This window comes from Xanthomonas albilineans (assembly GCF_002939705.1).
GTDB classification, from domain to species: Bacteria; Pseudomonadota; Gammaproteobacteria; order Xanthomonadales; family Xanthomonadaceae; genus Xanthomonas_A; species Xanthomonas_A albilineans.
Genome location: NZ_MDCB01000005.1, coordinates 49,495 through 69,598, shown reverse-complemented (window position 1 = coordinate 69,598; position 20,104 = coordinate 49,495). Strand labels below are relative to the sequence as shown.

Genomic DNA, 20,104 nt, shown 5'->3' with positions numbered 1-20,104 from the left:
GCAGCCTCGCCCGCGCGCCCTACGGTGCCCGATTGGCGCAGGCCACCGCGTTACATCGATAACTCCTGTGCTTGCCAGCTTGCCGGCAAGGCCAGCAAATCCCGCTCCTGCCACTGCGCATGTTCAAGATATTCCTCGGCAATGCCGCGAATCAGGCGCTGTTTCATCTCATCACGCATGGACAGCAGGTCGGCGACCTGCAAGTTCCAGTGTCGCGCGAAACGGATCGCATACCGATACCCATCGACATCCTCGAGGATCGGGCGCAGCGCAGGATCGGGCCATAGCGCCACCAGTTCTTCCAGCAGCGAGGGGTGTTCCTGGTGCGTGCGCAGCATCTGCTCGACGCGGCGCAGCGCTCTATCGAGGAACGCCGCAGGATCGCCCAGGCGTAATCTGCGCGAATGCCACTGCCAACCGCTCGCCCAGTATGGGTCGGCGATCATCCGATTGATCAGCGAAATCGACCCGCCCTCCAGAATCACGCCACCAGCAGCGCTGTGCCGGCCGACCATGTCCTTGAGCAAGGCGTGCGCCTCATCCGCTGCGATGATTCCCTCGCGCACCGCGCGCGAGGCGAGATAGATCCTGCGGGTGCCGCGCAGTTCTGACGACAGCGGACGCCCGCTGCCGGTGGCCAGTTCTGGATAGCACTGAATCCGATCCAGCCCGATGACCGGCCATCCACTTTGCTCGGCCAACGCCACGGCAAGCGCTGTCTTGCCGCTGCAGGTTGGCCCCCAGATCAAATACAACGCACCATTCATAGCTTCTCGACCTCGTCCAGGCATGACCTCTGCGCAAGCGCATCGCCTGACCGCGCACGTGTGTGCATATAGTTGGCGATCAAGCTGGCCGCATGCTCACTGATTCCCGTCCTCCAACCCGAGGACAGCATCAGACCGCTGCGTTGCTCCTCGGCGTGCATATAAGGTGTTTCCCATTCGATCCGGACAGCAGCGCAGGTGCACTCTTCAAGCGCCTGCCCCAGCGCTCCCCCTTCGCACCGATAAAGAAGACAGGTCCGCAAGCCTTGCCGGACTAGCGCATTGAAGCGCTCGGCTTGCGCAATGAAAACGTCTCCCGCCACCAACGGCATGGACGAATAAAGGCAGACGATATCGGTGGGACGGAAGCACGGATCAGATTGCGCATCGACATCGCATATCAAAAAAAACCGCTTACCGCTGGCAAGGCTGAACTTCAGCAAGCCGGGCTGCGGCATATCCAGCATCAACGGTGTTAACTGGCCGCACAGGACCGTGAATTCGAAATCCTCGAATCCGAGAACATCCATGAGCGCAAGCCATTCGAAGGTATCGCAGCTACCGCACGCAGGAGAAATCGTCATTCGTCACCAACCCAACCAGCCCGATGAATATAGACAGAAGAAACGTATTGCGGCACACCTCAGCCATAACAGCTTGAAAAGATGCTGAGGGCGTGAATTTTCAAAAAGATGAATTTCAAATTCATAAAATCGACTCACGATCTCGCGACAAGCCCAATATTCCTTATGAATTTACCAATGGTGCATAAATGATCCAGACAATGCACCATTCGTCGATCCGATGCAAACTCAGAAACATTAAAAATTCACGTAACGATGCGAGAGACGGCCAAACGTAGGCCAACGCATCCGCAAAGACTCAAACGGTGGAGCCGAGTTCGGCGGCCTAGCACAATGCGCTGCACGCCTTCTGGATGCACAACTGCTCGCGCGGACGCCACAGCGACGCAACGCATCCGCTACCAGATAACTGACAGCCTCAGATCTTGTAGCCGGAATGGATCGCCACGATTCCGCCAGTCAGATTCTTATAGTGACTGCGGGCAAAGCCGGCCTCTTCCATCATCGCTCTCAGCGGTTCCTGGGGCGGATGCTTGCGAATACTTTCCGCCAGGTACTGGTAGCTCTCGGCATCCTTGGCGAACAACTTGCCTAGCCGCGGCAGCACCTTGAATGAATGGAAGTCGTAGAGCGGCTTGAACCAGTCGACGGTGACCTCGGAAAATTCCAGCACCCGCGCTTGTCCGCCAACCTTGAGGACACGGTACATCTCGCGTAACGCCGCGTCCTTGTCGGTCACGTTGCGCAGACCGAAGGCGATGGTGACCAGATCGAAGCACTGATCCGGGAACGGCAGCGCCTCGGCATTGCATTGCACATAATCCAGGCCAGCCACCAGGCCACGGTTGGTAAGCCGGTCACGACCCACCGACAACATGCCGGCGTTGATGTCGCCTAGCACCACCGCACCGTCGCTGCCGACGCGCTCCTTGAGCAGCGCGGCGATATCGCCAGTGCCACCAGCCAGATCGAGGACGCGGTCGCCCGGTTTGACCTGGGCAGTAGCCACGAAATAGCGCTTCCACACCCGATGAATGCCCAGACTCATCAGATCGTTCATCAGATCGTAATTACCGGCGACCGAAGTGAACACGTCGCCGACCAGCTTTTGCTTGTCCTTGGCGGCAACGTCGCGGAAACCGAAATGGGTCGTACCAGTCGTGTAAGGAGATTCGCTCATGCCGAGATTATCGCACTGCCAGCCGTTATGTGGTGGTAGTGGCGCGGGCACGATCCGCACCTCGGCGATCCAGCGGATGTGAGACGGACCACACTGGCGCACTTGCCGACACTGGGATTCCTGACCATTCAGGACGTCATGTGATGCAAACCTATAGTCCGATTTGCGTGATGGAACGCGAGCCCTGTGGATGATCGCCATCACGCCTGTACGACCGCTGCGCGTCGTACCGCTGAACATCGCCCAAACCGCCTCTCACTTTGCAATGCCCGAGCGCGGCAAGCACCGACGCAGACACACGAGATTCATCCGCAGGCAATCCCGGCATGATCGAATGGATTCCACTGTACACGCTTGGAGATCCAAGATGTCCACCCACCTCCCATTGTGTTTATTCATCGGCATGACCCTCGCTACAAGCAGTTGCGATGCGCTGGCGGCGAGCAAACGCGACGCCTGGGTCGTGCAGCAGATCTACAACGACAACCACCCCTATGCCGCGCAACACGGCGAACTGGATACCAAGATGGCGAAGATGGCAGGCAGCGCCTACGCCTTCTACCGCGGCACCGACACCATCTTCTATCACGACATGAAGCGCTTGCCGTGTTCGCCCTGGACCTCCCCGCAGACTGGCTACACCTGGCTCAGCGGCGATGCCCACATCAACAACTTCGATGCCGCACGCGACAGCAACGGCGTGGCCGTCTTCAAGGTCTCCGACTTCGACGAAGGTCATCTCGGCCAATACATCTGGGACCTGCGCCGGCTGGCGGCGAGCATGGTGCTGGCCGGGCGCGACAACGGCTTGTCCGACAGCGACATCGGCGATGCGATCGACACCATGGTCGGCGCCTACATGGACAAAATGCGCCAGTTCAGTCGCAGCGATGCGGAAAAGACCTTTCAGTTGACCAAGGACAACACCAGCGGCGCCGTCGCCAAGATCATCGAAAAGGCCGATGGCAAGAGCCGCGATAAATTACTGTCCAAGTACACCGAGGTCAGCGGCGGCAAGCGCACGTTCCAGACCCTGAAAGATCTGGTCGCCGTGGACAATGCCACCGTTGCGGGAGTCGCAGCGGCGATGCATGGCTACATCGACTCGATCGCCGTCTCCAAACGTTATCCATCCAGCTACTACACGATCAAGGACGTGCATCAGAAGCTGGGGTCTGGCGTCGGCAGCCTGGGCCGACTGCGTCTGTACGTGCTGATCGAAGGCCCCACGACGTCCACCGACGATGATGTGATCCTGGAATGGAAGCAGGAAGCAACCAGTGCGGTGGCGATCGCCACGCCGCCATGGCAGATGCCCGCCTTCACCTATGGCAACAACGAAGGCGCGCGCGTGGCGCTTACCGCCAAAGCACAGACCATCGCTGCCGATGTGTTAATCGGCTACACCCGGGTCAACGGCACCCCGTTCTACGTGCATGAAAAATCGCCGTTCCAGGAAGACTTCGACCCGAGCGTGCTGAACAGCGCCGACACGCTCGTCACCGCAGCGACCTATGTTGGCCAGGCACTGGCCTCGGCGCACGCGCTGGCCGACCGGGACTACAACCCATGGGTGACGCCATACAGCATCGACAAGCAAATCGACAAAGCCGTCACCAGCACAAGCGGACTGAAGTGGGAGCTGCGCCGGTTCGCATTCGATTATGCCGCACAGGTGCAAATGGATTGGCAATCCTTCGTGGCCGCGTACAAGGCAGGGACACCGCTGTACTGATTCCGCGCCTGCACGGCGGTGTCGCGATGCAAACGCCTGGGATCGGCGAGATGCATCGCAATCGGATCTGCCCGCACGGCCCGACAGCGTTCAGCATCGCACACAGTCGCAACAGGCGTTCTTGCGACTGTGTGCCGCGGCTTCGGCCACGACGCGCTTACAGGATGTACCGACTCAGATCCGGGTCTTGCACCAGTTCGCTCAGGCGCGCGTCGACATAGCCGGCATCCACGGTGACACTCTCGCCGTCGCGGTCGGGCGCTTCATAGCTCAGGCTGTCGAGCAGGCGCTCGAGTACGGTATGCAAACGCCGCGCACCGATGTTCTCCTGACGCTCGTTAACCAGGAACGCGATTTCGGCAAGACGGACGATCGCATCATCGCTGAAGCTCAGGCTCACGCCCTCGGTCAGCAACAAGGCCTCGTATTGCTTGATCAGCGCCGCCTTAGGCTCGGTGAGGATGCGAATGAAATCGTCCTTGGACAACGCCGACAACTCCACCCGGATCGGGAAACGGCCTTGCAGTTCCGGAATCAAATCGCTGGGCTTGGCCAGATGGAACGCACCAGAAGCGATGAACAGGATATGGTCGGTCTTGACCGTGCCGTACTTGGTGCTGACGTTGGAGCCTTCCACCAGCGGCAGCAGATCCCGCTGCACTCCCTCGCGCGAGACATCGCCGCCGGACACGCCAGCTTCGCTGCGCTTGGCGACCTTGTCGATCTCGTCGATAAATACGATGCCATGCTGCTCGCAGGCGTCGATCGCAGCAGCACGCACATCATCCTCGTTGACTAGCTTGCCGGCTTCTTCCTCGATCAACAGTGGCCGCGCGGCCTTGATGGTGAGCCTGCGCGACTGCGACTTGCCGCCGCCGAGGTTGGAAAACATGTGCCGCAACTGCTGGCCCATCTCCTCCATCCCCGGCGGGGTCATGATATCCATGCTGACATTGACCGGCACGTCCAGTTCAATCTCGCGCTCGTCCAGTTCTCCGGCGCGCAACATGCGCCGGAACTTGCTGCGCGTGTCGCTGTCCTGCGCCGAAGGCTCCTGGCGCACAGCGTCCGGATCGAAGCCGATACCGACGCTGCGCCGCGGCAGCAGTGCATCCAGGATGCGTTCTTCGGCACGTTCCTCCGCCTGGGCGCGCACGCGGGTCTTGGCCTGCTCGCGATACAGTTTGACTGCGGTATCGGCCAGATCGCGCACGATCTGCTCCACGTCCTTGCCCACGTAGCCAACTTCGGTGAAGCGGGTCGCCTCGACCTTGACGAACGGCGCATTGGCCAACGTCGCCAGACGCCGCGCGATCTCGGTCTTGCCGACGCCGGTGGGGCCGATCATCAAGATGTTCTTGGGCATCACTTCATCGCGCATCGCGTCGGGTAACTGCATGCGCCGCCAACGGTTGCGCAGCGCGATCGCCACCGCGCGCTTGGCGTCGTGCTGACCGACGATGTGGCGGTCCAACTCCTGCACGATCTCGCGCGGGGTCATGGTGGCGGAGGAGGATTCGATCTTGTGCGACATGGATATACTCACGAATGACGTTGGATTATCGGCACTGACGACCGACGCACGCGACTCACCACGCCCCGCGCACGACGTGCAGCCGATCGATGCAAGAGGAAGCGGTTGCAAGGATGCTGCGCACGCCACAGCACTGATCGGATGGCATCGAGGCAAACACGATGGCGCATGCCGCTCACAGTTCTTCGACTACCACGTTGCGGTTGGTATAGATGCAGATGTCGCCGGCGATGTTCAACGCCTCGACCGCGATAGTTCTGGCGTCAAGACTGGTATGACCGAGCAGCGCGCGCGCGGCCGACAGGGCATAGGAACCGCCGGAGCCAATGGCAATGATGCCGTCCTCCGGCTCGATCACATCGCCAGTGCCGCCGATGATCAGCGAGGTTTCCCGATCGGCCACCGCCAGCAACGCCTCGAGCTTGCCCAAGCGGCGCTCGGTGCGCCAGTCCTTCGCCAGCTCCACCGCCGCGCGAGTCAGTTGGCCGTACTTTTCCAGCTTGGCCTCGAACAGTTCGAACAAGGTGAAGGCATCGGCGGCCGCGCCGGCGAAACCGGCCAGCACCTGGCCGTCGCGACCGAGCCGGCGCACCTTGCGCGCATTGCCTTTCATCACAGTATGGCCCAACGTCACCTGACCGTCGCCAGCGACGGCGACACGGCCGTCGCGGCGTACCGACAGAATCGTGGTGGCGTGGAAAACGTGAGGATTCTGACTGGGATCCATGCGGCCTCCGAAAGGGTTTTTGAGGTGTGGGGGCGGGCGGCGCCGGGTTCAAGCGCTGCAGCCGATGTCGGCATGTCCGCGCGGCTGCAATGCGCCTCCACGACACTGCCCACGCTGGCTCACGCCACGCCCTCGGCCACGACTGCGCGTACAACGCATCGTGTAGCGCATGAGCACACACTCGCGACAGCGAGGCCGTCACCAATGTCGCGCAGCAACGCGAAGGAATCGACAACAACCACCGCCTTGCACAATGCCATCGCTGCGGCGCTGCTGCGTACTATCGCAGCGTACTTCATGACACGCTTACGCCACGGTAGCGATACCACAAGCTCAGCGCTCAGGACTTGCGTTTGGCGCGCGGATGCGCGGCATCGTAGACCTTGGCCAAGTGCTGGAAATCCAGATGGGTGTAGATCTGCGTGGTGGCGATATCGGCATGGCCGAGTAATTCCTGCACCCCACGCAAGTCACCGGAGGATTCGAGAATATGGCTGGCAAAACTGTGCCGCAGCATGTGCGGATGCACGTGCTTGAACAGCCCCTGGCGGGCCGCCAACTGCTTGATCCGAATCTGCACCGCGCGCGCGCCGATCGGCACCCCGCCACGGCCAGGAAATACCGGCGCGGCGGCATCGGCGCAGTGCTCCGCACGCCATTCCGACAGCGCCTTGCGCGCATGCGAGCCGATCGGCACCAGGCGTTGTTTACCCCCCTTGCCATGCACGCTGACCAGGCCGCTGGCGGCATCCAGGTCACGCCAACGCAACGCGCACAGCTCGCTCAGGCGCAAACCGGAGGAATAGAACAATTCCAGCAGGGCACGATCGCGCAAGCCCAGTGGCACGTCGGTGGGAACTTCGACCAGGCGCACCGCCTCGTCGGCATCGAGCACCTGCGGCAATTTGCGCGGCGCCTTCGGTGCACGCAACGCCGCGGCAGGACTCGCCTCGATATGACCGTGCTTGAGCAGCCAGACATAGAAACTGCGGCAGGCCGACAGGCGCCGCTGCAGGCTCTTCGGCGACAATCCGCGGCGATGCTCGGCGGCGATGAACTGACGCAGTTGTTCGGCACCGAGCAATGCCGGATCGCCCAACAGGTTATCCGCCGCCCACGTGGTCAGCGCCGCCAGATCGCGGCGGTATGCATCCAGGGTATGCGCGGACATCCGGCGCTCGACCCGGAGATAGGCAAGGAACTCGGAGACGCGACACGTCGCGGAAGACACCGCATTGCCAACGGCCGCATCGGCAACCGTGCCAGGGCGGCTTGCACGCTTTCCGCGTTTGGCGTCTGTCGCCGCCACCTTCATCGCTGCAGCGCCACCACCAGCGCCTCGCCCATCATGCGTAGGAACAATGTCCCCATGCCGGGATAGAAACGATTGGGATCGCGGCTACCGACCGCGATCAGGCCCAGGCCAGGCAGCGGCAACAATGCGGTGGATTGCACGGTATCGATCCGCTCGGCGTACAGCAACGCCTGTTTTTCCGGTTGCAGGCGTCCGCAGATCGGTTCGCCATCCTTCAGGCAATCGCGAAACGGTGCCAGCCGCGGATCGTCCTGCGCCACGATCTGCAACCAAGGCGCCTGTTCCAGGCCGGGCAACGGCTGCAGCAGCACGATACTGACCAGATCGCCGTGGAAATCCTCCTGCAACGACGCCGCCATCGCGCGGACGCTGTCGGCGGCGCTGCCTTGCCGCATCAGCGCCAGTGTCAACTGATGCGTACGCACGGCCAGACGTTCGTTGACCTGCGCGTTGGCCGCCAATTCGGCCAGGCGTCGCGACAATTCGCGATTTTTGTCGCGCAGCACTTCCAGTTGGTAACTCGCCAACGACGCAGTCGGGCCATCATCGCGCGGCACCACCAGGGTCAGCGCCAGATCGGGAAACTGCTTCAGAAAGCCCGGATGACGGCGCAACCATGCCGCGACCTCGTGCGCACCGATCTTGTCCAGACTCTCGCTCATTGAATCCACTCTCCATCGAAAACAAACGCGGCCGGCCCGGACATCACCAGCGGCGCGGCAGCGTGCGGCCATTGCACGCGCAACTCGCCGCCGGGCAAGACCACGCGCACATCGCGATCCACACGACCGCGTTGCATCAACACCGCCGCCGCGGCACAGGCACCGCTGCCACAAGCCAGGGTTTCGCCGACACCGCGTTCGTACACGCGCAGGCGCAGGCGATCACGATCGATCACTTGCACGAAACCGACATTGACCGAGTCCGGAAACGAGGCATGCTGCTGCAGCAGCGGACCCAGCCGTTCGACGGGCGCGGCATCGACCAAGCCCACTTCCAGTACCGCGTGCGGATTCCCCATCGACACCGCGCCGAAACGCACGCTCTCGCCGTGCATCGGCAGCAGATATTCGTCCAGCGCATCCGGAAAACCGATCAGAGGCACGTCTTCCGGGGCAAAGCGTGGCACTCCCATCGCCACGGCGAACTGGTCATCGTCGCAGCGTTCGATACGGTGCGCTCCGGCGGGACTTTCGATGACGAAACGATCGCCACTGGCGCTGCCATCGCGCACCAGCCACGCGGCGACGCAACGCGCACCATTACCGCACTGCCCAGCGGCGCTGCCATCGGTGTTCCAGATGCGATAGCTGGCCAGTGCCGCCGCATTGCGCGCGGGCTCGATCGTCAGGATTTGGTCGCAGCCGATACCGAAGTGGCGATCGGCCAGACGCACCGCCAACGCGGCATCCGGCGGGGAACTGCCATCGCGCAAATCGAGCACCACGAAATCATTGCCCGCACCCTGCATCTTGGTGAAGCGCAGGCGCGCGCCGCGACTGGTCTCACCCTTTTCCATCGGCGGGGGTAGTCGGTTGCGACGGTTGACCGTCGGTCGGCGTGGACGGGGTGGCGGGATCGGAGCTGGCCGGCGGCGTTGCCTCGGGCGTGCTGGCCGGCGCGACCTCCACCGGTACCGGTTTCTGCGGCATCACCAGCGGCCCCTTGTTGCCGCATCCGGTCAGCGCGAACAGCACGGCAGCGGCCAGGACGATACGGATCGAATAAGAGGACGGGGTGCTCATGTGCCGAGTATAGCCACACCGGCATGAATCTGGCTTTGCCACCTCTTCCACCTCGCGCGCGGGAGCGACCACGCCACAGTCCATCGTGCGGCGACTGCTGGTACCACAGCAGTCGCCGCATGCACAGCGCCATTGTCAGCGCCGCCATCCAGATGCGCGACGCCACAGCCTCCAGGCCATCTGGACTCCCAGTGGCGCGCACGCATCACTTCGCGACGTGTTCCACCCCCAACTGATCGAGCACGAACGCGTAGGACTCGGCCAACTCGCGATAGCGGCGGAACCGTCCGGACTTGCCGCCGTGGCCGGCCTCCATATTGACCCGGAATACGATCGGCCGGGTGCCGGTATCGTCCTCGCGCAGCTTGGCCACCCACTTGGCAGGTTCCCAGTACTGCACCTGCGAGTCCCACAAGCCGGTGCCGACGTACATCGCCGGATAGGCCTGGCGCTTGACGTTGTCGTAGGGCGAGTAGCTGAGCATGTAATCGTAATAGGTCTTCTGCTCGGGGTTGCCCCACTCGTCGTATTCGTTGGTGGTCAGCGGGATGCTCGGATCGAGCATGGTGGTGACCACATCGACGAACGGCACCTGCGCCACCAGCACGCGGTAGTCCTGCGGCGCCATGTTCGCCACCGCGCCCATCAACAGACCACCCGCGCTGCCGCCGGCGGCGGCGACACGGTCCGGCGCCGCATAGCCCTGCCGTACCAGCGCGCGGGTCACGTCGATGAAATCGTTGAAGGTATTTTTCTTATGCAACAACTTGCCTTGGTCGTACCAGCGGCGCCCCATTTCCTGGCCACCGCGGATGTGGGCGATGGCATAGACCACACCGCGATCGAGCAGACTGACCACCGGCAGATTGAAGCTCGGATCGGTGGACAAGCCGTAGCTGCCGTAGGCGTACTGGTACAACGCCGCGCGACCGTCCTTTTTGAAGCCCTTTTTGTAGACCAGCGACACCGGCACCTTGACCCCGTCGCGCGCAGTGACCCACAGACGTTCGGTCTGGTATTTGCTGGCGTCGTAACCGATCACCGGCTGCTGCTTGAGCAGTTTGCGTTCGCCGGTGCGGGTATTGAGTTCATACGTCGTGGCCGGCGTAGTCAACGAGGTGTAGCTGTAACGCAACCATGGCGTGTTGGGTTCGGAATTGATCGACAGCCCCATCGAATACGCCGGCTCGTCGACCTTGACGTATTCCTCTTTGCCGTCGACGAAGTGCAGGCGAATCCGCTCCAAGCCATCGGAGCGCTCGGCAATGGCAGTGAAACCATCGAACAAGGCAAACCCCTCGATGAACACGTTTTCGTCGTAATGCAGCCAGGGCTGCCATTGCGCGCGTGCGCTCGCACCATCGGGCGCGGTCATCAGCGTGTAGTTCTTGGCCTTCCAGTTGGTGCGGATCACCCAGCGTCCGTCGAAATGGTCAGCGAAGTATTCGACATCGCGCTCGCGCGGAGCCAGCACCGCGAAGTGTTGCGGGTCGGCGGCAGACGCGTAGCGCTGCTCGGAAGACACGGTGCTTCCCATACTGATGACGATGTACTTGTCGTCGCGGGTACGCTCCAGGCTCAGATAGAAGCTATCGTCCTTTTCCTCGTAGACCAGTGTGTCCTGGGTCGCCGGCGTACCCACCACATGCTTCTTGACCCGCACGCTGAGCAAGGTTTCCGGGTCGTTCTCGACGTAGAACAGAGTCTTGTTGTCGTCGGCCCAGACCACCTCCGGCGACACACTCGGAATGCGGTCGGCATACACCTCGCCCGTATCCAGGTTCTTGAAACGCACGACATACTGGCGACGACCAACTTCGTCTTCGGTCCAGGCCAGCAGGCGGTTGTCTTGGCTGACCACCGCATCGCCCACGTTGAAATATCCCTTCCCCGCAGCCATCGCATTGACGTCGAGCAGAACTTGCTCCGGCGCGTCCATGCTGCCCTTGCGCCGCGCATGAATCGAATAATCCTTACCACTTTCGTAGCGACTGTAATACCAGTAGCCACGCTCGCGATACGGCACGCTACTGTCGTCCTGCTTGATGCGACCGACGATCTCGGTGTACAGCGTGTCCTCTAGCGGTTTGAGCGGCTTCAGCACATGGTCGGCATAGGCGTTCTCGGCGTTGAGATAGGCCAACATCTTCGGATTTTTGCGGGTGTCGTCGCGCAGCCAGTAATAGGGGTCCTGGCGCACCGCGCCGAACGGCGCCTTGACCGCATGCGGATGCTTGGCTGGGCGCGGCGGTGTGACATCGGTGGCGGAAGCGAAAGAAGTGGTCATGAGCAAGAGCAGGCACGCTAGCAAAGGGCGATACGGCATGTGATGGGGTTCCGGTTAGTGAAACGCAATGGGACTGCGCCCGACAAGGGAGAGACGTCACCGTGCAATGTCGGTCGAGTCTCCCCACAACACCGCATTCTGGCAATACACGCGATGAGTATTTCCGGCCCCTTCACCATCAGCTACCATCGCCGCCATGACCTGTTTGTCCGGCGACACCCCTGCGGCGCCCCCGACTGGACCGGAATACAGCCAGCGCAGCCGCGAGATCGAACCGTTCCACGTGATGGCACTGCTGGCGCGCGCCAACGAACTGGAACACGCTGGCCACGATGTGATCCATCTGGAAATCGGCGAGCCGGATTTCACCACCGCCGCGCCGATCGTCGCCGCCGGTCAAACGGCGCTCGCCGCCGGCCACACCCGTTACACCGCCGCACGGGGATTACCGGCCTTACGACAGGCACTGGCAGATTTCTACCAACAACGCCACGACATCGACCTGGACCCGGCACGAATCCTGATCACCCCCGGTGGTTCCGGTGCGCTGCTGCTGGCCAGCGCACTGCTGGTGGATCCTGGCAAACACTGGCTGATGGCCGACCCGTGCTATCCCTGCAACCGGAACTTTTTGCGCCTGGTCGAAGGCAACGCGCAGTTGGTCCCGACCGGACCGGACAGCGGCTACCAACTGACGCCCGCATTACTGGAACGGCACTGGAACGCCGCGTGCGTCGGTGCGCTGGTGGCCTCGCCGGCCAACCCGACCGGCACGCTGCTCACGCGTGCCGAGTTGGCAGCGCTGGCGCTGGCGCTGCGCGCACGCGGCGGCCACTTTGTCGTGGACGAGATCTACCACGGCCTGAGTTACGGCATCGACGCGCCCAGCGTGCTGGAGGTCGACGACGACGCCTACGTGCTCAACAGTTTCTCCAAGTATTTCGGCATGACCGGCTGGCGCCTGGGTTGGCTGGTGGCACCACGCGCGGCGGTACCGGCACTGGAAAAGCTGGCACAGCACTTGTACATCAGTGCTTCCAGCATTGCCCAGCAGGCGGCGCTGACGTGTTTTCATCCCGATACGTTACAGATCCTGGAAGCGCGCCGCGCCGAATTCGCACGGCGCCGCGATTACCTGCTACCAGCGTTACGGGCACTCGGCTTCCGCATCGATGTCGAGCCGCAGGGTGCGTTCTATCTGTATGCCGACGTTGGCGCGTTCACCGACGACGCACAAGCGCTCTGCACGCACTTCCTGGAAACCCAGCATGTGGCGCTCACCCCCGGGGTGGATTTCGGCCATCACCGCGCGCACCAGCACGTGCGCATCGCCTACACGCAAAGCCTGCCGCGGCTGCAGGAGGCGGTTGCGCGGATTGCGCGCGGACTGGCGCGTTGGGAGCGCTGAGACGCCGCACTGCATCGGCGTCTCGGCCACGGCCCAGACGCTGCAGGACGCTGCGTTCGCGCGGCTGTGCCGGCTGACTTAACTGCCAAACGACACAACCGCTGGTCCGCGGCCTTGCAGGCAGCGGACCACGACGCTCTCACTTGGCAAGATGCTCCCATAGGAAACTGTAAGCCAGCGCCTGCATGTGCGCTTGCTGCGCGTTATTGGCCGCGCCGCCGTGGCCGCCTTCGATGTTCTCGTAGAAGGTCACGTCCTTGCCGGCATCGAGCATCTTCGCCGCCATCTTGCGCGCGTGCCCCGGATGCACCCGGTCGTCGCGGGTGGAGGTAAGGAAAATCACTGGAGGATAGGCCTTCTTGGGATCGAACAGGTGATAAGGCGAGAAGGTCCGAATGAATTTCCAATCGTCGGTGTCCGGATTGCCGTACTCGGCCATCCACGAAGCGCCAGCCAGCAGGTGGCTATAGCGCTTCATGTCCAGCAACGGCACCTGCACAACCACCGCGCCGAACAACTGCGGGTACTGCACCAGCATGTTGCCAGCCATCAGCCCGCCGTTGCTGCCGCCTTCCACCCCCAAGTGCTTGGCCGAGGTGATCTTGCGCGCGATCAGATCCTGCGCGACCGCCGCCATATCTTCATAAGCCTTATGCCGGTTCTGCTTCAACGCGGCCTGATGCCAGCCCGGGCCATATTCGCCCCCCCCACGGATGTTGGCCAAGGCATACACGCCGCCCTGATCGAGCCAGGCGCGGCCCAAGCTGCCCGAGTAGCCCGGCGTCATCGAGATCTCGAAGCCACCATAGCCATACAACAGGGTCGGATGACTGCCATCGCGCTTGAACTGCTTCGGCCGGATCAGGAAATACGGCACCTTGGTACCATCCTTGGACACCGCGAAATACTGCTCGACTTCGTCCTTGGACGCATCGAAGAAGCTCGGCGTTGCTTTGAGCTTCTCGATGCTCTGCGGACCGCGCTGCACATCGGCCAGCATCAGCGTGGTCGGGGTGAGGAAGTCGGTGACAGTCAGCCAGACCTGATCGTTTTCGTCAGCATCGACCGTTTCGGCAAAAATGCTGCCGAACGCCATATTGCTCACCGGAAACGGCGCCCGCGCCCACTCGCCCTCGCCCGGGGTCAGCACCCACAACCGGCTCTTGACGTCGTCGAGAACATTCAGCACCAGCCGCGACTTGGTCCAGGCGAAGGACTCCAGCGACGTCGTCTTGGTCGGCGCGAACAACACTTGGAACGCACGCTTACCCGCCATGAAGTCGTCGAATTTGGTCACCAGCAAGGCTCCGGCGGGATACGTGGTGCCATCCACGGTCCACGGATCGCGCAATTGCACGGTCAACCATTGCCGGTACACATTTTTGTTGGCCGAATTGGGCACATCGATCTTGCGTAGACGGCCGCCGGCATGGGGATCGCGCAGATACCGTTCGCTGTTGTAAAAGGCCAATACGCGGGATACGAAATCGCGCTCGTAACCGGGGGTGTCGTCGTGCATCGCGAGGATTTGCATATCCTGCGGCTTGCCCTCGTACACCAGCGTCGCGCTCTGCATCGGGGTACCGCGCTTCCACTGTTTGACGATGCGCGGATAGCCGGACGTGGTCATCGACCCGGGACCGAAGTCGGTGCTCACGTAGACCGTGTCGGCATCGATCCAGCCCAGGTGGCCCTTGGACTCGGATCGGAAGAAGCCACCCTTGACCCACTGTTTGGTGCTCAGGTCAAACTCACGGGTGACGTCGGCATCGGCGCCGCCGCGCGACAGCGCGATCAAGCAGCGGCGATACTGCGGGCGCAGGCAATCGGCGCCATGCCACACCCAGTTCTCGCCTTCGGCTTTGTTCAACGCGTCCAGGTCCAGCACCGTCTCCCACTTCGGCTCGGGCTTGCGGTACTCCTCCAGGGTGGTGCGTCGCCACAGGCCACGCGTGTGCTCGCGATCCTTCCACAGGTTGTAGTAGTAAGGACCGATCTTATTCACCCACGGGATCTTGGCATCGGAATCCATCACCTCGCGGATACCGGCTTCCCTGGCCTTGAACGCCGGTGTGTCGGCGAGCCGCGCCTCAGCCTTGGCGTTCTGCGTCTTGACCCAGTCCAGCGCCTTGGCGCCGGTGACGTCTTCGAGCCAAGCATAGGGATCTTGGGGCATTGCGGGTTCCTTGGCGGCAACGGAGCCGGCCGTGAGCAAAGCGACGAGCAAGCAAGCCTGCGCGAGAGACGACATGGCGATAGATCCTGGAGAAGGGCCCCGCACCGTATCATGCGTCATTTCGGCCTTCCCCTGCCGAAGGTCAGGCCACGCTGGGAGGCTGTCGCACCCGCCACCGGGCCTGTGTCCGCGGCCGGGCCCGCACCCAGGCCAGCAGCGGCCGCAGCGACATCGGGAAGCGGTGCAACGCCCACCAGGCGCTCAGTGGCATCCCCAGCAACCACAGCGGCCACCAGCCCAGCCATGCGCTGTCTCCGCGCGCGGCGGGCCACACCACAACCATCGCCAGTCCGACCAGCGTCACCTGCTTCAGCAAGCGACACAGGCCCGGATGCGGGACATGAACAAAACGTGACACGGGAATATTCGGCATGACGGTGACTCCGGAGGGACAAGGCGCGCAGCGTGCCGCTGCCACATCTCAAGGACTGCGACGTACCATTGACACGCTGTAAGCGCAAAATTCGTTACGCTCGACCCTACCTCTCGGAACTCCCCATGCGCCTGCTTCCTCTGTTTGCCTCCGTGTTGCTGCTCGGCATCCTCGCCCCTGCGTCGACAGTGCGGGCGAAGTCGCCAGGCCCGGAGCAGGAAGCGGCGCGACCGCCCATCGACCTGCAGCGTTTCATGGGCCGCTGGTACGTGATCGCGCATATCCCGTATTTCGCCGAACGCGGCCATGTCGCCAGCAGCGACGAGTACACGCTCAAGGACAATGGCAAGATCGCCGTGCGCTACCAGTACCGTAAGGGCTTCGACGAACCGCTCAAGGAAATCACCTCTCGCGCCACGGTTAACGCAGGGACCGGTAACCGCCGCTGGACCACCTGGTTCTTCGCCGTGTTGCCCACCAAATACCGAATTCTGGAAGTGGCGCCAGACTATTCCTGGGCGCTAATCGACTATCCCGGACGCGATCTGGCCTGGGTGTTCGCGCGCAGTCCAGACATGAGCCACAAGCAGTACCGCGAATTGGTCGACAAAATGGACCACAAATACGGCATCAACACCGACAAGCTCCTGCGCATCGCGCAACGCCGCGAACAGGTCGGCCGGCTTGGCTTCGAGGTCCCGGAAAAGCCCTGAACGGCCCAGCACTCGCCGATCGATCACCTGGCGCTCAGCGAATTCCCCGGCGCTGCTCGTATGATCGGGGTGCCCTCCCCCACAGACAGGTGCACCACTTGGCCAGCATACTTTCCGAATCCATCGACAACCCAGCCGGATCCTCTGCCCAAACGGCGATGCTACGCGGCCAGGTGTTCGCGCAAAACTGCCCCTCCCGCGCGGTACTGAGCCACGTGACCAGCCGCTGGGGCGTGCTGGTGTTGGTAGGGCTGCGCAAGGGCACGCACCGCTTCGGCGACCTCCGCCGCAGCCTGGAGGGAGTCAGCGAAAAGATGCTGTCACAGACCTTGCATGCGCTGGAAGCGGACGCATTCGTGCAGCGCACCGCCTACCCAGTGGTACCGCCGCATGTGGAGTACACCCTGACTCCGCTCGGCGAAGAGATCGCCGTGCATGTGCATGCACTGGTTGACTGCATCGAGCGCAACATCGGCAACATCCTCAGCAGTAGCACCGTAGCAGACGCCCTGCCGGAATAGCCCAACAGGGCGCGGCCACCGACGCTGGCCAGCTCAATCCTCGCTGTAATTGCTCAATGCCAGTGCGAGAAGCGCCTTGGCCTGCTCGCGCAGCGAGCGCGGCTCGACGATCTCGGCGTCGGAACCATAGTGCAGCACATCCATCAACAACTCGCGCGAGACGCTGTACGGTACTTTCAGTTCGTAGCGGCCATCGGGCAAAAATCGCCCTTGTTGCTTGGAGTGCCAGTGCTCGTCGGCGACCCAACGCGCCGCCTTGGGACTGAACACGATCGTGGCCCACCCCTTGGGCGCACCGGAGAAAATCCCATAGCTAGATGAAAGCTGAGAATCCAGTTCGGCATCGGCGACGTCCTGTGCCGGCTGATCGAGCAACCGCGCATGATTGATGCGGTCCACCGCGAAACTACGCACCGCATCGCGACCGTGATCCCAAGCATCCAGGTACCAGTTGTCGCGGTAGTGGGTGATGCGCTGCGGCGAGACGGTCCGCTTGGTCGATTCGTCGGTGGAACGCGCGCGGTAATCGAACGACAGCCGCTTACGCTCCAGCACCGCCGAGGCGACAGTGCGGAAACTGGCCTCGTCGAGCTTACGACCGCGATGCGGAATCACCCGCACCCGCTCCACCGGCCACTGGGTCACCCCAGCCTGCGCGGCGAGCAGGCTCTCGATACGTTGCTGCAACGGCGCCAGCACCGAGGACAACACTCCGCCACCAGTACGCGCCAGCAACTGTTGCGAGGCCAGCAGCGCATGCAGCTCCTCGGAACTCAGCCAAAGCCCGGGCAGTTCGAAACGGTCGCTCTCGGCGGATTCGTAGCGGAAACCCGCTTCGCCATCGCCTTCGACCGGTGCCATCAGCGCATCGCGTAGGAACGCCAGATCGCGGTAAACAGTGGCGCGGGAACAGCCCAGTTCGTCCTGCAGCCGCGCCACCGTCACCGGGTAGCGCGCGGACTTGAGCTGGCGGTGCAGTGCATTGATACGTTCGTAGCGGTCCATGGCACAATTATGTCTGAGTCCGAGGCCGAAAACGCCCGCTGCAGCGCAGCCTGGCGCCGCCAGCGACCAAACCGGCAATGCAGCGCATGACCAGGGTGTCATGTGGATCCGGTATGATGAAATCGTTTTCAACTCGTTAGCCGAAGGCTGCGTCCCGCCCCCCTCCGGAGAAAAACTCATGTCCCGCCGCGCCCCCATCGCATCCACCATCGCCTCATTGCTGCTGAGCGCGTCTCCGGCATGGGCCGCCGACACGGCTGCCCCCACGGATCCGGCCAGCTCGCCTTGGAGCGGTTCTGGCGAACTGGGTATCGCGTCCTCGCATGGTAATAGCTCCAACGAGAGCATCAACGGCAGGTTCAAAGGTCAATACGTGGATGGCGACTGGATCCACAGCCTGGACTTGTTCGCGTTACGCGCCAGCGCCGATTACACCAACACCAACGCGGACGGCACGATCACACGCTTGCGCCAGACCACCTCCAACCGCTACACCGGCAGCGCTGGCAGCGCGTTGCAACTCGGCGAGCACCGTCAGTTGACAGCCAACCTGCGCTACGAACGCGACGACTTCGCCACCTACGACCGGCTGGGCACGATCGGTATCGGCTACGGCACGCGGATCATGGACGGCGACCACAAGAGCATCGATGTACAGATCGGCCCCGGCGTACGCCGCGCCCACGACGTGGCGCAGGACCGCACCGAAACCGGGCTGATCGGCCGCGGTCTGGTTGATTTCAAGTATGGACTGACCCACAACACCGAACTGAGCAACACCCTACTGGTCGAATCGGGCGCCTACGACACCTTCGCTCAGGACGACCTGGGCATCTCGGTGAGCATGAACGAGCGGCTGGCGCTCAAAGCCGCTTGGCAAGCGCGTTACAACAGCGTCGTCAGTGGCGGAAAGAAGAAGACCGACACGCTGGCCACGATGAACGTGGTGTACAAGTTCAAATAAACCCAAGATTCGGCACCACCCTGCCCTAGACGGCCACGGACGGGTGCCTGCTAGCGCGGGCAGCAGAACCTCCGGGGCAAGTCGCCCGGTCTATGCGAGCAATGCGCCAGCGCCGGCAGCTAGCAGGGCATCGGCCACGGCCTGACCTAGCGCCTGTGGATCCTGCGCGCTGCGCTGTATCTGCGCGCGCACCAGGCGCCCGTCGGCAACGTCACCGACCAGTCCCTGCAGCAACAGATCCTCGCCGCGCCACTGGGCGAAGGCAGCGACCGGAACGTGACAACTGCCGTGCAGCGCGCGGTTCATCGCCCGCTCGGCCTCCACGCAGGTACGCGTCGCAACATCGTCCAACACGGCGAACAACGCGCATGCTGCCGCCATGTCCTGGCGGCATTCCACCGCGATTGCCCCCTGCGCCGGGGCCGGCAGCCAGTCCGGCGCCTGCAGCCGCTGAGTGATGCGACGTTCCAGGCCCAGCCGTTGCAGGCCAGCACAAGCCAGTACGATCGCGTCGTAATCACCATTGTCCAGCTTGGCCAGACGCGTGTTGACGTTACCTCGCAGGTCCAACAGCTGCAGATCAGGACGCCGCGCACGCAGTTGCGCCTGCCGACGCAACGACGAGGTCCCTACACGGGCACCGAGCGGCAGCGCATCCAATGCCGCGTACAGGTTGGAAATCAGCGCATCGGCCGAATCGGCACGTGGCAAGATCGCCGACAGCACGAACGGTCGCTCCAATTCCATCGGCACATCCTTGAGCGAATGCACCGCGCAATCGGCGTCGCCGCGCAGCATCGCCAGCTCCAGTTCCTTCAGAAACAGTCCTTTGCCACCGATCGCCGCCAACGAGCGGTCCAACACTTCGTCGCCGCGCGTACTCATCGGCACCAGCAGCACCTCCAGTTGCGGGTGCGCGCGCCGCAGGCAGGCGGCGACATATTCGCTCTGCCAAAGGGCGAGCGGACTCTTGCGGGTGGCAATACGCAGGATCTTCATCCACGCATTAT

19 protein-coding genes are annotated in these 20,104 nt (G+C 62.7%); 5 read left to right on the top strand and 14 right to left on the bottom strand.

Annotated features, from left to right (window positions below):
* Positions 1–50: 50 nt before the first annotated feature.
* The 3 genes from XalbCFBP2523_RS06265 to ubiE all read right to left on the bottom strand — a co-directional run bounded on the left by XalbCFBP2523_RS06265 (position 51) and on the right by ubiE (position 2,531).
* Complete coding sequence (locus XalbCFBP2523_RS06265; protein WP_045761983.1) at positions 51–767, bottom strand: isopentenyl transferase family protein; 717 nt, start codon at positions 765–767, stop codon at positions 51–53.
* Entirely contained in the window at positions 764–1,351 is a 588-nt protein-coding gene (locus XalbCFBP2523_RS06260) for a hypothetical protein (RefSeq protein WP_045761984.1), read from the bottom strand. Before XalbCFBP2523_RS06260 ends, XalbCFBP2523_RS06265 begins: the two co-directional genes overlap by 4 nt.
* 418 nt (positions 1,352–1,769) lie before the next feature.
* Entirely contained in the window at positions 1,770–2,531 is a 762-nt protein-coding gene (ubiE, locus tag XalbCFBP2523_RS06255) for a bifunctional demethylmenaquinone methyltransferase/2-methoxy-6-polyprenyl-1,4-benzoquinol methylase UbiE (protein ID WP_045757392.1), read from the bottom strand.
* 367 nt (positions 2,532–2,898) lie between these two features.
* On the opposite strand from ubiE, the gene XalbCFBP2523_RS06250 reads away from it, so the two are divergent.
* Positions 2,899–4,266 carry a DUF2252 domain-containing protein gene (locus XalbCFBP2523_RS06250; RefSeq protein ID WP_045766241.1) on the top strand — a complete coding sequence of 456 codons (1,368 nt, stop codon included), beginning with the start codon at positions 2,899–2,901 and terminating at the stop codon, positions 4,264–4,266.
* Between the two features lie 157 nt (positions 4,267–4,423).
* Here the strand turns inward: XalbCFBP2523_RS06250 and hslU are convergent, their stop codons facing one another.
* The 7 genes from hslU to XalbCFBP2523_RS06215 all read right to left on the bottom strand — a co-directional run bounded on the left by hslU (position 4,424) and on the right by XalbCFBP2523_RS06215 (position 11,874).
* Positions 4,424–5,800: an ATP-dependent protease ATPase subunit HslU gene (hslU, locus tag XalbCFBP2523_RS06245; RefSeq protein ID WP_045766242.1), complete on the bottom strand. Its 1,377-nt coding sequence runs from the start codon at positions 5,798–5,800 to the stop codon at positions 4,424–4,426.
* Positions 5,801–5,975: 175 nt separating this feature from the next.
* A complete protein-coding gene (hslV, locus tag XalbCFBP2523_RS06240; protein WP_045766243.1) occupies positions 5,976–6,527 on the bottom strand; it encodes an ATP-dependent protease subunit HslV in 552 nt (183 codons plus the stop codon).
* A gap of 340 nt (positions 6,528–6,867) precedes the next feature.
* The gene (gene xerC / locus XalbCFBP2523_RS06235) at positions 6,868–7,842 is read right to left on the bottom strand and encodes a tyrosine recombinase XerC (RefSeq protein WP_080928153.1); all 975 of its coding nucleotides are present in this window, start codon (positions 7,840–7,842) and stop codon (positions 6,868–6,870) included.
* A complete protein-coding gene (locus XalbCFBP2523_RS06230) occupies positions 7,839–8,504 on the bottom strand; it encodes a DUF484 family protein (RefSeq protein WP_012917050.1) in 666 nt (221 codons plus the stop codon). Before XalbCFBP2523_RS06230 ends, xerC begins: the two co-directional genes overlap by 4 nt.
* Positions 8,501–9,361, bottom strand: a complete 861-nt coding sequence (gene dapF, locus XalbCFBP2523_RS06225; RefSeq protein ID WP_045766244.1) for a diaminopimelate epimerase — start codon at positions 9,359–9,361, stop codon at positions 8,501–8,503. Before dapF ends, XalbCFBP2523_RS06230 begins: the two co-directional genes overlap by 4 nt.
* Entirely contained in the window at positions 9,348–9,587 is a 240-nt protein-coding gene (gene lptM, locus XalbCFBP2523_RS06220; RefSeq protein WP_045757003.1) for an LPS translocon maturation chaperone LptM, read from the bottom strand. The genes dapF and lptM overlap by 14 nt, the downstream gene beginning before the upstream one ends.
* Before the next feature lie 205 nt (positions 9,588–9,792).
* Entirely contained in the window at positions 9,793–11,874 is a 2,082-nt protein-coding gene (locus tag XalbCFBP2523_RS06215; RefSeq protein ID WP_196297599.1) for a S9 family peptidase, read from the bottom strand.
* 196 nt (positions 11,875–12,070) lie between these two features.
* Here XalbCFBP2523_RS06215 and XalbCFBP2523_RS06210 point away from each other — a divergent pair, with 196 nt between their 5' ends.
* The gene (locus XalbCFBP2523_RS06210; RefSeq protein ID WP_045766246.1) at positions 12,071–13,282 is read left to right on the top strand and encodes a pyridoxal phosphate-dependent aminotransferase; all 1,212 of its coding nucleotides are present in this window, start codon (positions 12,071–12,073) and stop codon (positions 13,280–13,282) included.
* A gap of 139 nt (positions 13,283–13,421) precedes the next feature.
* On the opposite strand, the gene XalbCFBP2523_RS06205 is transcribed toward XalbCFBP2523_RS06210, so the two are convergent.
* Together XalbCFBP2523_RS06205 and XalbCFBP2523_RS06200 are read right to left on the bottom strand one after the other, a co-directional pair.
* On the bottom strand, positions 13,422–15,533 hold the full coding sequence (locus XalbCFBP2523_RS06205; RefSeq protein WP_045766247.1) for a prolyl oligopeptidase family serine peptidase: 2,112 nt from the start codon (positions 15,531–15,533) through the stop codon (positions 13,422–13,424).
* A 67-nt stretch (positions 15,534–15,600) separates the two neighbouring features.
* Positions 15,601–15,891, bottom strand: a complete 291-nt coding sequence (locus tag XalbCFBP2523_RS06200) for a hypothetical protein (protein WP_045766248.1) — start codon at positions 15,889–15,891, stop codon at positions 15,601–15,603.
* Positions 15,892–16,016: 125 nt separating this feature from the next.
* On the opposite strand from XalbCFBP2523_RS06200, the gene XalbCFBP2523_RS06195 reads away from it, so the two are divergent.
* On the top strand, positions 16,017–16,604 hold the full coding sequence (locus XalbCFBP2523_RS06195; protein WP_045766249.1) for a lipocalin family protein: 588 nt from the start codon (positions 16,017–16,019) through the stop codon (positions 16,602–16,604).
* 89 nt (positions 16,605–16,693) lie between these two features.
* Entirely contained in the window at positions 16,694–17,125 is a 432-nt protein-coding gene (locus XalbCFBP2523_RS06190) for a winged helix-turn-helix transcriptional regulator (RefSeq protein WP_268747609.1), read from the top strand.
* A 33-nt stretch (positions 17,126–17,158) separates the two neighbouring features.
* On the opposite strand, the gene XalbCFBP2523_RS06185 is transcribed toward XalbCFBP2523_RS06190, so the two are convergent.
* The gene (locus XalbCFBP2523_RS06185) at positions 17,159–18,130 is read right to left on the bottom strand and encodes a helix-turn-helix transcriptional regulator (RefSeq protein WP_045766251.1); all 972 of its coding nucleotides are present in this window, start codon (positions 18,128–18,130) and stop codon (positions 17,159–17,161) included.
* Positions 18,131–18,308: 178 nt separating this feature from the next.
* Between XalbCFBP2523_RS06185 and XalbCFBP2523_RS06180 the strand changes: the two genes are divergently transcribed.
* Complete coding sequence (locus XalbCFBP2523_RS06180; protein ID WP_012917059.1) at positions 18,309–19,094, top strand: DUF481 domain-containing protein; 786 nt, start codon at positions 18,309–18,311, stop codon at positions 19,092–19,094.
* A 90-nt stretch (positions 19,095–19,184) separates the two neighbouring features.
* On the opposite strand, the gene hemC is transcribed toward XalbCFBP2523_RS06180, so the two are convergent.
* Positions 19,185–20,093 carry a hydroxymethylbilane synthase gene (gene hemC / locus XalbCFBP2523_RS06175; protein ID WP_012917060.1) on the bottom strand — a complete coding sequence of 303 codons (909 nt, stop codon included), beginning with the start codon at positions 20,091–20,093 and terminating at the stop codon, positions 19,185–19,187.
* Positions 20,094–20,104 lie beyond the last annotated feature (11 nt).